Origin of the sequence: Synergistes jonesii, from assembly GCF_000712295.1 — a bacterium.
GTDB lineage: Bacteria > Synergistota > Synergistia > Synergistales > Synergistaceae > Synergistes > Synergistes jonesii.
The window spans coordinates 1-12,539 of the sequence record NZ_JMKI01000015.1 but is presented as its reverse complement, the minus strand read 5'-3'; the positions used below and the strand labels follow the sequence as shown (position 1 = coordinate 12,539).

13 protein-coding genes and 2 pseudogenes are annotated in these 12,539 nt (G+C 52.6%); 7 read left to right on the top strand and 8 right to left on the bottom strand.

Features of this window, described 5'->3' with window-relative positions:
• Window positions 1-624 (bottom strand): annotated as a pseudogene (locus tag EH55_RS04005) (hypothetical protein); the annotation flags it as partial.
• Between the two features lie 12 nt (window positions 625-636).
• Window positions 637-1,248: a master DNA invertase Mpi family serine-type recombinase gene (locus tag EH55_RS04000; protein WP_037974989.1), complete on the bottom strand. Its 612-nt coding sequence runs from the start codon at window positions 1,246-1,248 to the stop codon at window positions 637-639.
• Window positions 1,249-1,457: 209 nt separating this feature from the next.
• Between EH55_RS04000 and EH55_RS03995 the strand changes: the two genes are divergently transcribed.
• Window positions 1,458-1,796: a cupin domain-containing protein gene (locus EH55_RS03995; RefSeq protein WP_037974987.1), complete on the top strand. Its 339-nt coding sequence runs from the start codon at window positions 1,458-1,460 to the stop codon at window positions 1,794-1,796.
• Window positions 1,797-1,917: 121 nt separating this feature from the next.
• On the opposite strand, the gene EH55_RS03990 is transcribed toward EH55_RS03995, so the two are convergent.
• Both EH55_RS03990 and EH55_RS13360 read right to left on the bottom strand, forming a co-directional pair.
• The gene (locus tag EH55_RS03990; RefSeq protein ID WP_037974986.1) at window positions 1,918-2,262 is read right to left on the bottom strand and encodes a type II toxin-antitoxin system PemK/MazF family toxin; all 345 of its coding nucleotides are present in this window, start codon (window positions 2,260-2,262) and stop codon (window positions 1,918-1,920) included.
• Window positions 2,259-2,543, bottom strand: coding sequence for an AbrB/MazE/SpoVT family DNA-binding domain-containing protein (locus EH55_RS13360; RefSeq protein WP_051682630.1), 285 nt, complete (start codon window positions 2,541-2,543; stop codon window positions 2,259-2,261). The genes EH55_RS03990 and EH55_RS13360 overlap by 4 nt, the downstream gene beginning before the upstream one ends.
• A 238-nt stretch (window positions 2,544-2,781) precedes the next feature.
• Here EH55_RS13360 and EH55_RS03980 point away from each other — a divergent pair, with 238 nt between their 5' ends.
• The 3 genes from EH55_RS03980 to EH55_RS03970 are packed head-to-tail and all read left to right on the top strand — an operon-like array spanning window position 2,782 to window position 5,533.
• The gene (locus EH55_RS03980; protein ID WP_037974985.1) at window positions 2,782-3,759 is read left to right on the top strand and encodes a TRAP transporter substrate-binding protein; all 978 of its coding nucleotides are present in this window, start codon (window positions 2,782-2,784) and stop codon (window positions 3,757-3,759) included.
• A gap of 4 nt (window positions 3,760-3,763) precedes the next feature.
• Window positions 3,764-4,246 (top strand): TRAP transporter small permease, encoded by a 483-nt coding sequence (locus EH55_RS03975; RefSeq protein ID WP_037974984.1) that lies wholly within the window; start codon window positions 3,764-3,766, stop codon window positions 4,244-4,246.
• 3 nt (window positions 4,247-4,249) lie between these two features.
• Window positions 4,250-5,533, top strand: a complete 1,284-nt coding sequence (locus tag EH55_RS03970; protein ID WP_037974983.1) for a TRAP transporter large permease — start codon at window positions 4,250-4,252, stop codon at window positions 5,531-5,533.
• Window positions 5,534-5,811: 278 nt separating this feature from the next.
• Here EH55_RS03970 and EH55_RS03965 read toward each other — a convergent pair whose 3' ends face one another.
• The 4 genes from EH55_RS03965 to hydG all read right to left on the bottom strand — a co-directional run bounded on the left by EH55_RS03965 (window position 5,812) and on the right by hydG (window position 9,770).
• Window positions 5,812-7,122 carry a type II toxin-antitoxin system HipA family toxin gene (locus EH55_RS03965; protein WP_037974982.1) on the bottom strand — a complete coding sequence of 437 codons (1,311 nt, stop codon included), beginning with the start codon at window positions 7,120-7,122 and terminating at the stop codon, window positions 5,812-5,814.
• Window positions 7,104-7,448, bottom strand: coding sequence for a helix-turn-helix domain-containing protein (locus tag EH55_RS03960; RefSeq protein ID WP_051682629.1), 345 nt, complete (start codon window positions 7,446-7,448; stop codon window positions 7,104-7,106). The genes EH55_RS03965 and EH55_RS03960 overlap by 19 nt, the downstream gene beginning before the upstream one ends.
• 375 nt (window positions 7,449-7,823) lie before the next feature.
• On the bottom strand, window positions 7,824-8,060 hold the full coding sequence (locus EH55_RS03955) for a hypothetical protein (RefSeq protein WP_037974981.1): 237 nt from the start codon (window positions 8,058-8,060) through the stop codon (window positions 7,824-7,826).
• A 282-nt stretch (window positions 8,061-8,342) separates the two neighbouring features.
• On the bottom strand, window positions 8,343-9,770 hold the full coding sequence (gene hydG, locus EH55_RS03950; protein ID WP_037974980.1) for a [FeFe] hydrogenase H-cluster radical SAM maturase HydG: 1,428 nt from the start codon (window positions 9,768-9,770) through the stop codon (window positions 8,343-8,345).
• A gap of 861 nt (window positions 9,771-10,631) precedes the next feature.
• Here hydG and EH55_RS14120 point away from each other — a divergent pair.
• From EH55_RS14120 to EH55_RS03935, 3 genes and pseudogenes are all read left to right on the top strand, one after another.
• Window positions 10,632-11,386 (top strand): IS5 family transposase gene (locus tag EH55_RS14120; protein WP_141730633.1). Its coding sequence is split into 2 segments (ribosomal slippage): window positions 10,632-10,956 and window positions 10,956-11,386, totalling 756 coding nucleotides; the frame shifts between segments, so codons are not numbered across the junction.
• Between the two features lie 27 nt (window positions 11,387-11,413).
• Window positions 11,414-11,695: pseudogene (locus EH55_RS14845) on the top strand (TnpV protein); the annotation flags it as partial.
• A 202-nt stretch (window positions 11,696-11,897) separates the two neighbouring features.
• A partial coding sequence (locus EH55_RS03935) for an IS256 family transposase (RefSeq protein ID WP_037974978.1) occupies window positions 11,898-12,539 on the top strand: 642 nt, incomplete at its 3' end.

Sequence of the window (12,539 nt, the reverse complement as noted above, 5' to 3'; positions counted from 1 at the left end):
AAGAAAAGACGTAGCTTCACAATACATTTCACCTTTTGCGTCAAATCCGAATTTTGGAATATCTGAAATTTCACCCCACACAATTTTTGGCTTCAAGAAATCCTCCCAATAGTTAGCTCCCCATCTCTGAAGAGCATACCATTCATACCGTATACCTGTTTCCGCTTTGTTTCGTGCAGATAATTCTTTTTTGTATTGCAACATATGCTTATAAACAGCAGGGTATTGCTGGCAAAATTCTTTCTCGGCTCTTTCAGAAGAGCCCTGTATAGTATTATCAAATTGTAACGGAAAATGCCAAGGTATATAAATCAGCCACAGTCCCGCCCAGTCGTAGCTATAGCGTTTGATGTCACGGCCTCGTAGAATCGGTCTAATAATCTCCTCTGTCCGTTTCCGCTCTTCTTTCGTTTGACAGTTAGCAAGTATCTCATCACGCTTTTCTGTGCTTATTATGAAAGCCTCATTACAACCGGTCAGTACACCGCGATAGATGTTTATATCCCAATCTTTCAGAGGTGTTCCCACCGCTTCGATCTTTCGTTTGATGCTCTGTTCGATGGGCGAGAGTATCACCCAACTGTCAGAGGTTGTAAAAGGACAGGCGAAAGCGTGCTGCTGCACGAAAAGGCTCGTTTATTTCTCTACAAAACCGCTCTTGAGAAAGCGGGCTAGCGTATTTCTATCCACCTTGCAGATTTTTGCAATTTTACGTTGCGAGACATTTTCTTTCAAGAGCTCGGCAATCAAAGTCTCCTTGCCCGAAAGTTTGTACTTGTCGGGACTGCTTTTGCGTCCTTTCGGGCGGCCAAGCACAACGCCCTCCACCTTTTTCCTCGCCAGCGCCTCTTTTGTGCGTTGGCTGATGAGGTTGCGCTCGATTTCCGCCGAGAGTCCGAAAGCGAATGCCAGAACCTTGCTTTGTATGTCGTCGCCGAGGCGATAATTGTCCTTGATCGTCCATACACGACACTCTCTATTCATACATATGTTCAAAATTTCCATAATCATGAACAAGTTACGCCCAAGGCGGCTCAATTCCGAACAAATGATGATGTCGTCTTTCTGAACTCTTTTCAGAAGTTTGCCAAGAAGCCGTTTATCGTAGTTCTTAGTGCCGCTGATGGTTTCCTCAATCCAGCCATCAATTCTTAAATTTTCCTTTTGGCAGAAATTATCGATTTCAAAGCGCTGGTTTTCAACTGTCTGCTTGTCGCTGCTTACGCGAATGTAACCATACGTTTTCATAAAATTACCTCCTAAAATACGAATAAACAGAAACACCGCAGCAATGCTCTTTGTTGCTGTAATAACGCTGTCAGCATGTTCTGTTAGTATATCGGCAGTATAAAAGACGCAGCTGCAAAAATCCCAGCAAAACGAGAGAGCGCGGCTGTAGTTGAAAACTCTCAGGCAAAGGGCTAATATCTTCGGCAAAAAGCATAGGGGGTATCGTCATGCCTTTGATCAAACAGAGCGAGAAGGCGGAAATCGCGGCAAATATCCGCGGCGGCGAGGGTGAAGCGAAAATATTCGCGTCCCTGCTGCCGACCGGCGGGCCTCTCAGGCTCGCGTCGCGCATAGAGTTAGCGCACGGCGCTTCCATCGGCCCGCACAGGCACGACGCCGACGAGGAAGTCTACGCGATAGTATCGGGGGAGGGCGTCTACTCATACGACGGCGGGGAATGCCCCGCGCGCGCAGGGGATATTTTCACGACAAAAAGGGGGATGTCGCACGCGCTGAAAAACTGCGGCGACGGGCCGCTCATCTTCTTCGCCGTGGTCGCGGAGTGAGCGGTCTTTAACAGGGACGGAAAACCGCGCTGGATCCGTTCCATGTTATTTTCCGGGTCCGCCGGTTCCGTTCGATAAGGCTGCCGCTGTTTTCCTGGTTATCGCGTCAGTTCGGCGCGGCTCAGTCGAATTCAAGAATGCCCGCCACGATATCGACCGCCTCAAAAACGATATCCTCCGGAGCCTTCTCGATAAACTCCGCCTTCCTGCTTGCGACGTCGAGAATCTTAGCCTGGTCGCACATCACGACGCCGGCGGTGGCGGTCCGCCCGTCGAGCTGGACGTGCATGGCGTTCCCTCTGTCGGTATTTGTGATAGGGCACACCATAGCGCCCGACTTCGTATAGTCGTTGAAAGTGTCGTTGCTTATAACAAGCGCGGGCCTGCGCCCCGCCTGCTCATGTCTGGCCTGCGGATTCATGCTCAGCCATATAATGTCGCCGCGTCTGGCCCTGTACGCCTTCACAACGCCTCGCCCTCGGACGGCTCTCCTGTGTTCCACTCCTCGAACACAGGCGCTTCTTTCCCAGCCTGCAGCTGGACAGGCCCAGCCTGCGGCTGAACGGGCGCAGAAGCAAGCCTCTCCTTCAGCGTCCTGTGCCTGCGGCACAGCTTCGTTATCACTATCCTGTTCTCCTCCGCCGAAAACGCCACAAGGTCATTCTCCTGAAAACGCGCCGCCGACAGCACCGCCTTCGGCAGACGCACAGCGTGGCTGTTTCCCCACTTCTGTATAGTCCCGTTCATCCCCATTCCCCCTTCGCCGCTTAAGTATAAACAATGTAGATACCACAAGTCAATGTTAAAACACAGGCGAAATAATATCTTGAAAAAAACGCCCCGCGCGCGCCTGATCTCTAATGATTTTGATTCAGCCGTTCATTCTTAAAATACCACGGCTCTATTCCGGCTACCCCCGCATTATTTGTGCTAAAATATTTTAGCAACAAAATATTATTATTTTTGCATCGGAGTGGATTTTAAGATGAAAAAAGTTTTTTCGGCGCTTTGCATAGCCTTTGCGGCGGCTCTCTTCGCATCGTCAGGATACGCCGCGGAGACGGTTGTCAAGATCGGGCACGTCCTCAACACCGACCACTGCTGGCACAAAAACCTGAGCGGATTTGCCGACGAGGTCAAGAAAGATACCGACGGGCGCGTCGTCATCCAGCTTTACCCAAGCGGCCAGCTCGGTAACGAGAAGGATATGGTCGAGGGGCTGACGCTCGGCACTATCGACGGCGGGCTTATCGGCGGCGGCTCTTTCCAGTCCGTCGACCCCAAATTCGGCATCGAAGCGCTTCCCTACGCCTGGCCGTCCCACGAAGCGGCTTACAGGGCCTTCGACGGAAAGCTCGGGAAATATCTTTTCGGGCTGCTTGAGAAAAAGGGGATAGTGGGGCTCGCCTGGTGGGAGAACGGCTTCCGCCACATCACGAACAACAAGAAGCCGATAGTGAAGCCGGAGGACCTAAAGGGGCTGAAGATTCGCGTGACGCCCGACAAGATGCGCCTCGACACCTTCAAGCTGCTCGGCGCCGCTCCGATGGCGATAAATTTCGGCGAGCTGTACTCGGCGCTGCAGCAGGGAGTCGTGGACGGGCAGGAGAACCCCTACGCGATAATCTACTCCAACGCCTTCAACGAAGTACAGAAATACCTCTCAAAGTCCGGACATATCTGGGGCTCGGCGGTGCTCTGCGTGAACAGCGACGTCTGGCGCAAGATATCCGACAAGGATAAGGACACGATAAAGAAGCTCGCGCTGAAGTGGTGCGCGGCGCAGCGCAAAGAGACGATCAAGGAAGAGAACGAATTTCTCGAAAAGCTCAAGGCGAAGGGCATGAAGGTCAACGACGTAGACAAGGCCGCTTTCCAGAAGGCCGTACAGCCGGTCTGGAAGAGCTACGAGAACACCTTCGGCAAAGAGCTGATGGATATGGTGCACGAGTACGGGAAATAGCCCTATGCCTCAAAAAAATAACGATCTGCTCAAGAGGGCTTACCGCCCTCTTGAACTTTTGCTCATATCCGGCGTGATCGTCGTCTTCGCCGTCGTGCTCGTGGAGGTCGTCTCGCGCTACATCTTCCACCGGTCGATAGCGTGGGGCTCGGAGGTCTGCCAGACTCTGCTGGTGTGGATGACCTTCCTAGGCGCGGCGGTAGCGCTCGTCGGCGGCGAACATATGGAAATAAATATTATGATGGACCGGATAAAGTCACGGACGCTGAAGAAGTTCTTCCTGCTCATCGGGGACCTCGCAACACTCCTTTTCCTCGTCTGCGGCGCGGCCGGCGGCGTGCGCCTCGTGCAGAGGACGTGGGGAATGACGACGACCACGCTGCAGATTCCCGCGGGGATACTTTATCTGGCGTTTCCCATAGGCTGCGCTTTGATGATGATCGTCATCCTCCGCAATATAACAAGGCTCTTCGGCAGGGAGGGATAGGAGTTGTTCATTCTTGCCGCGGCGCTCATCATAGGCATCGCCATCGCAGTGCCGATATCCTATTCCATAGCTATCTCGGGGACGCTTTATCTTCTCTACGACGCGACGCTGCCCTGGCTCGTGATAGCGCAGCGCATGGTGGTCGGGGCGGACTCTTTCACGCTGCTCGCCATCCCGCTCTTTCTGCTCGCCGGCGCCCTGATGGCCGAGGGAGACATCACGCCGCGCATAATGCGCTTCGCCTCCAGCATGGTCGGGCACATACGCGGCGGCATGGCGATGGTCATGGTCGTCTCCTGCATGTTCTTCGGCGCTATATCCGGCTCCGGAGTCGCGGACGTCGCGGCGATCGGCTCGATAATGCTGCCCGCGATGAAGGAGGAGAAATACCGTCCGGCTTTCAGCGCGTCGCTGCTGGGGTGCGGCGGCGCCCTCGCCACGATAATACCGCCGAGCATCGTGATGGTCGTCCTCGGCGTCACGATGGGCGCTTCGATAGGAAAGCTCTTCATCGCCGGCTTCATCCCCGGCATCCTTTCCGGCGGGTCGCTGATGGCGATATCCTATTATTTCGCCCGCAAAGAGAACTATCCGCGGCTGCCCAAGGCGGATGCGCGTGAAAAGTGGGAGGCCTTCAAGGGAGCTTTCCTGCCGATGGTCACGCCCGCGATAATCATCGTCGGCATTTTGCAGGGCATCTTCACGGCGACGGAGGCCGGCGGCGTGGCGGCGTTTTACGCTCTGATACTTTCGAAATACGTCTACCGCAAGCTGACCTGGCGCCGCTTCTTCGAGATATGCCTCGAAGTGGCCAAGACGAGCGCCGTAGTGCTCTTTATCATCGCGGCGGCGAGCCTCTTCGGCTGGATACTTACTTCGCAGAACATCCCGCAGAAGATCGCAGAGGCCATCCTTTCGGTATCCGACAACTACTGGGTCGTGCTGATATTCTTCAACCTGCTGCTGCTCGTGCTGGGCACCTTTATGGAGACGACGGCCATCATCCTGATAGTGATCCCGATTTTTATGCCGATAATGACGCAGATAGGCGTGGACCCCATACACCTGGGCGTCATGATCTGCGTGAACATGGCGGTCGGCGCGAATACGCCGCCGCTGGGCGTAGACCTGATGACGGCGTGCAAGGTCGCGGACATAGCGTACGAAGATTCCTTCCGTTATATCTTCTACTTCCTCGCCGCGATGACGCTCGTGCTGATACTGATAATAATTTTTCCGGCGCTGTCGACGTGGCTGCCTGAAATGGTGGTGGACTCGGGCGCTTAACGCCCGGCCTTACGCGCGTGCGATAACATGCCGGAACGGGACGTCCCGTTCCGGTTTTTTCGCACCTTAACAATATACCTTATAGGGTATAAATATCATGAAATACAATTATATGCTCCCGTTAGGATATGATTTATATGCAAATTCTTGCGGCACGACCGTGCAGCAAGTTCTTGTATTCTTCTTTCATTTGATAGGGGCCGCCAACGAAAAATGGCGCCCCTTTTGGCGGGGCCGCCTCAAAGTTTCATATTTTAAAGATATTATCGACAAATCTGTTAAGCCGGCTGGAAACACATATTCTCGTATACGCCGCTCGCAGACTCTTCGGGCAGCTTTGCTTCTTCCGCGAACATCTTCCACTTTTGAACGCTCGCGCATACCTGCTCTATTATGTTTTTGCAGCTCTTGCGGGATATTTCCATCGTCCTGCCGGCTGACAGCAAATCTTCTTCCGTGAAGTTTTCAAATTTGCCGTTCACGCTCATCTGGTGCCTGCGAAGCCAAAAGTTGCCAGGTTTGTATGCAAATGTTATATCGTACGCTGGAGAGAGACGCCATTTGCCATTTCTGTCCATAAGGAAGGAAATGTTTTTAACATGGTCGTCGTTATTGTTCGCTACGACATTAAACACCATACGCCTATAGAATTGTTCGATCTCCCGTTTCGTCAAGTTTAATTTCTTACATATGGACGCCGCCTGTTCATAGCTCACGGTACATGGAGCGTTAAAATCATAATGAGCCATTGCGCCGAGCGTCTGCATATGGAATTTTCCACCGGTCGCTTCGTCTCTGTCAAAGCGCTTGGTCATGAAGTGGTATAGCCCGTTTTCTTGGTACAGCCGGCACTCGCTCATCTTGATTCCGGCATCTGTCGCCATCAGGTGGTACGCATACTCTATCCTCGTATATACTTGCGAATCTTTCAATCCCTTGTCGCCGTTTCCGCCGACGCCGTCAAATTTTATCAGCCAGTAGCCGTACCCGTCGCCGGCATTCAGCTGACCGGAGCGTATATCGTTTGTTTCTTCGTTCCAAGCAATTACGGCCTTCGCCCTTGAACCGCCGGCAGAGGAGCCGATTAAGAAGATTTGCTTTAACGCGTCCTCTTTTTCAGCATCGACGCGTATCCTCTCCCTGCTATGCAAAACTTGAGATGCCAAATCCACAAGCGCGTCTATTTGGATTTGTTCGGCTTTCGTACGGCGGGGGCCTATGGCGGGGAAATATTCAAGCGCCCCCATTCCGCGCTGCCCCGTGTAGCAAAGCCTTTCGACGGCGTTGAAGCTGTCCGGGTCTCTTCCCTGTGTGGCTAGCCATTGATCGATTACCGCATTGCCGAATTTGTCGGGGAGCGAATCGGCAAAAAGCCCCGGCAGACCGAAGAATGTACTGTAAGGCAATGCTGGGAAAGTATAATTTCTGTCGCTTAAAGGCATTACAATAGGAGAGATTTCAATCCCGCTTCCTATGAAATCTCTGTCGTATCGGAAAATCGCAGTGCTGCCGGCTCCTTCGTTGACCAATTCGCCGATATTTCTGCCCCATAACTTTACGCGCGCGACGCTCACACTTCGTCGCCCCATTTCCAATCGCCGCTTTTTTCATCGTTCCTGGTACGCAGCACTCTTTTTCTATTGTGCCCTAAATCCGACCAATCGCGCGGGTCTTGCGGCTTCTCAGGTATCAGCAGATTTAAATTGTCCAGCACTTTCAAGGTGCGAAGTATCCAGATAAATTTGCTCAAATGTATATCCTGGCCACTTTCAAACAGGGATAGGGTCCTGCGCGATATTCCGGCTATCGCGGCACACTCCTCCTGGCTCAGCCTGCTGTCGATACGCAAATCCTTGACTCGCTGGCCTAATTCCTTTAATATCGCATAAGAATTGCAGCCGTCGTCTATCTTCAATCCCCACTCCTCCTAATATAAAGAGCAATATATTACACATAATATACCACTTTCTCGCGATATTGCGCAATTATTTTATCTTTATTTTTTATGAAATCAACGAGAAAATCTTACGCGCCTAAAACGGTGTCGTAAGTTGGTAAAAGAAAAGCGGAAGCCCGTGCAATAAATATCTTCAGACCTCTGCCAAAGGCGGCGTATGAGCTTGAACGGCGGCAGCTGGGGAAGCTGCCGCCGATACGCCGTCATTAAACGAAAATCCCCGAACGCCCGCCCAAGAGCCCAAAACCGCGCTGACGGGCGCTAAAAAAAGAGGCTTGCGCCCGCTGCGGTGCCGCCTCTTTTTTCGATTCACGCACTGTCAGGATGCGCGAATCACTTTTTGTCAAGCAGCGCGAGCGCCCCCGCAATGTGAAGCTCTACGCCCGTTTCGACGCATCTTTCGTCCGCTTCAAATTTCGCGCTGTGCAGCGGATGGTGGGCCCTTTTATCCGAAAAGCCGCGGCCAAGCTCATAGAAGCATGAGGGGCGCGCCGCGGCCGCGACGAAGAAGAGCGGCGCATAGCCGTGCGGCATCCTTATCTTTGCTTTCGTCGCTCTCGCCAATTTCATTTTTCAAATCCTCCCTCCGCCGCGCCGTCAAATATAAAAAATCCAGCGCAAATCAAACGCCCTTCGGCGTTAATTTGGCTGGATCTCTCAGATTATATGTCCGCGCTGGGCGCGCGGACCAACTGACAGGGCAGTCTTATTCGATTTTTGAAAGGAGGCGTCTCCTTCCCTGCTGACGATTATATATTCGCCGCTTCGGCTTTGTCAACGCGCCATTTTACAAGGGCCGTCTGCGGGGAAGGAGGCTAAGGGTATCGCGAACGCGCCCGCCCCCAGTTCCCGCTAAAAATAGAGGTCGCTCGCACCGGCCTCAAGCCGCCCCAGGCGTTCCCTCGTAAGGGCTTTTACCTTGTCGTTCGGTATCCTCTCGACCTCTTTGTCGATGACTTTTTCGCCGACCTCTTTAAGGTGGTCCGAAGCGTAGCCGATAAGATATTCCTTGAAGGTGAGCAGCGCGTTCGGCTGGCAGTAGTTGTGTATCTGCCCGGATTTGGCGAGAGACATGAAGCGGTCGCCCGTGCGCCCCTGACGGTAGCAGGCGGTGCAGTAGCTGGGGACGTAGCCGTCCTCGCAGAGCCAGGTGAGCACCTCGTCGGGCGTGCGGTTGTCGGAGACCTTGAACTGCGCCGTGTCCGGCGTATCGGGCTGCCCTATCTCTTTGTGGTAGCCGCCGATGCCGGTGCAGGAGCCGGCGCTGACCTGCGAGATGCCCAGGTCGAGTTCTTTTTTGCGCGTCTCCGGCGTTTCGCGCGTGGAAATGATCATGCCGGTGTAGGGCGTGGCGACGCGGATGACGGCGATGAGCCGCAGGAACTGCTCGTCGGTGGGAATGTGAGGGAACTGCCTCATATCGACGCCTTCGGCCTCGCGCAGGCGCGGCACTGAGATGGTGTGCGGCCCGACGCCGCAGATCTTCTCAAGCGATTCGGCGAGCATGAGCTGCGCGACGGTTTCGTACTTGTAGTCGTAAAGCCCGTAGAGCACGCCGGTCCCCACGTCGTCTATGCCGCCCTCCTGCGCGCGGTGCAGCGCCGTCGTATGCCAATCGTAATTGCTCTTAGGGCCTTTTGGGTGCATCTTCGCGTACGTCGGGCGGTGGAAGGTCTCCTGGAATAGTATGAAGGTGCCTATCTGGGCCGCCTTCAGCCGCCGGTACTCTTCCACGGTGGTCGCCGCGATATTCACGTTGATGCGGCGTATGGAGTCGCCGCGGTCGTTTCTGTAGGCGTAGACGCGGTGGATGCAGTCGAGTATATAGTCGAGCGGGCAGTTGACCGGGTCTTCGCCGGCCTCCATCGCGATGCGCTTGTGTCCGAGCGCGAGGATGGCCTCGGTCTCGCGGTCGATCTCCTCCATCGTCAGCTTCTTGCGGAACATGCAGCTGTTGCCGGCGTGGAAGCCGCAGTAAACGCAGCCGTTCACGCAGTAATTGGAAACGTAGAGGGGCGCGAAGAGGACGATGCGCCGGCCGTAGATGCGCTCCTTGATCTCCTTCGCGAGCGAATAGAGCTCATGCTCCAGCTGCGGATCCGTGATCTCCAGCAGCACGGCCGCCTCTCGGTGGGTCAGGCCGCGGCACTCGCGCGCCTTGTCGAGCAGCGCGCGCACTGCGCCGACGTCCTTCGCCAGCCTTTTCGCCTCTTCGAGAGAACTCAGTATTTCCGTGTCGTCGATGAATGAAGAATCTTGAAATTCCGTCTTGCTGTACATCTTTTAATCATCCTCTCCCCCCGTGCGGAAGGCTCCCCACGGACAGTAATGTGATTTGAAATGCTCTATTTCTTCCGGCAGCTCCCGAAGAAATAGACTTCTTTCAGAATGCTTTTATTTTATCACGGCGCGGGAAAATACACAAGCGCGGGCAAAAACAGGCCAGGGCGATTGCTTACGAAATAAGTACGCCGGCAGGTGCCAGCCCCAAGACCTGCAGCACAGTAGGAATGCCGAGTCTGCAGAGCTCGTGATTGCTCCTCATCCCGCACTTGTATGTGTTGTAGGTCTTCAGCATCTGCAAAGCTAGTTTTCCGCAGAATATTCATCACTTCGGCCGCATTCTTTGCTCTCGCACGGCAATCGTCCTCGCTGGAGGCCATGTCCGGCATCCAGTGTAGGTTGTTCTCGATCGCCCAGCGTTTTCGTTTGATGCCGCAGAAGGTTCTTCTCTTGGGCCTCTTTCAAATCGGAATTTGAAATTCCCGAAATCATAGGCGTTTGCCGCTGATTATAGGGCTTTAATGAAATCCTCTGAAACCGCCCAAAACAAAGGATTTTCCGCAATCTGCTCGCCGAATTTCCACGATGCCCCTACAGCCCATAAGGGCAAAAGCAAGGGCAAGAAAAAACCATAACAGGATATAACAAGGGGCGGCAATCGGGAGATAAGTGACATATGTGCGAATACATCAACAGAGCTATTATTACAGGAGGATTTCACAATGAAAAAGACCCTTTATGATGAAAGCAACGGTTTATGGTACGAGCTACGGGGCGATTACTACATCCCTTGCCTGAAAGTACTAGAGCGCGTTCACACTAATAGACAATATTCCATTGATGTGCGATAATGCGCACATGGAAATCACTCAAGAACAATATGATCGTATCGAAAAATACTTGCCCCGTCAGCGCGGGAATGTGAGTATGAGTAATCTCCAACTGATCAATGCGATACTGTATGTCACGGAAAACGGCTGCAAGTGGAGGGCGTTGCCGAAATCCTGTGGGAACTGGCATACGATTTATGTACGCATGAACAGGTGGAGCAAAAATGGCGTTTTACAGCGCGTGTTTGAAGTGTTGCAAGTGGAGAACATTATTCGCATAAAGGTCGAGGCGGTCTGCCTGGACAGCACATCGGTAAAGGTTCATCCCGACGGAACGGGAGCTTTAAAAAAAGAGGAAAACAGTCCATTGGAAGATCGAGAGGCGGGCTCACAACGAAGATTCATATGGTCACCGCAACTGACAGATCGGCTGTCGGCTTCGTGCTATCCGGAGGAGAAGCCCATGACTCGTCGGAAGGCACAGCTCTGCTTGACAAGATCATAAGAGTCCCAGAGCAAAAATACATCCTGATGGACAGAGCTTATGAGGGAGAGAATATGCGGAGAAAAACGATGGAGAAGGGATATTTTCCGGTTGTTCCTCCAAAATCGAACCGCAAAGATCCATGGGAGTATGATAGGGAGAGATATAAGCAACGCAATGAGATAGAGCGATATTTCTTGCGTCTTAAGCGGTTTCGGAAAATATTTACCCGTTACGATAAGCTTGACGTGCTGTTCTGTGGGTTCATCTACTTTGCTATGATTGTAGATGCAATTTAATGTGAACAGACTCTAGCCGAAGAAGAAAGTCCCATCGGCGTTTGGGGGCAACGGCACCTGAAATACATCAAGAAGGGGCGCAAAGCCCTGTACACGGAGCTGCTGACCAGTGGTAAGCTGAATGCCTATCTGGCCGACATTAACAAACAAGTAATAGCGCAAATGCTCCTACTGATAAAACAGATGGCAGAACGAGAGGGCGTAACTGAACAACTCAAAGCGAAGGATCAAATGTTATGGGTACGGCACATGAACAATATCCTGGACAGGGCAATGGAGATAGTAAATCATGATCTGATTTACACATAAGGTATCGGGCGGCGGGGATTTCTCCCCGCTGCTATTGTTATCTACAGAAGAACAATAAAAAGAGTTTTTTTGATGTGAAGAACGTTCTATATGATACTACTCCACAGAAGAGAGTATAACAAATTCTGTGTAAACTCCATAGAGAAGAAAGCAAGCCTCCTGGATTGGTGTTAAGATAAATTCAATCCAGGAGGATATTTTTATGGCAAGACAGAGAAAACTGACACCGGAAAGAAAAGCGCTTATTCAGAGTCTCCTTTCCCACTACAAACCGGAAGACGCCCAGGACGTACAGGCTATGCTGAGGGATCTTCTCGGAGATACGATCCAGCAGATGCTGGAAGCCGAGATGGATGACCATCTCGGTTACAGCAAATATGACTACAAGAACAAGCATACAGATGACAGCCGCAACGGCTACAGCCCTAAAACAGTCACCTCTTCGGCCGGAGATATCCCGATCGACGTCCCCAGAGACCGCAAGGGTGACTTCGAACCGCAGTCAGTCAAAAAGAACCAGACCGATATCTCAAATATAGAGGATCAGGTCCTGTCCATGTATGCAAAAGGCATGACGACCCGGGATATCTCGGCTCACCTGCAGTCTATCTACGGTGTGGATGCCTCTGCTGAAATGATTTCGCGAATGACGGATCGAATTCTGCCGATTGCCAAAGAATGGCAGAACCGGCCGCTGGCCAAAAAGTATGCAGTCGTCTTTATGGACGCCGTGCATTTCAATGTGAGGCAGGACGGCCGAACCGTCAAGAAAGCCGTTTATGTTGCTATTGGGACAAGACTGGACGGGCATCGTGAAGTCCTTGGCCTGTGGGTCGGCGGAAAT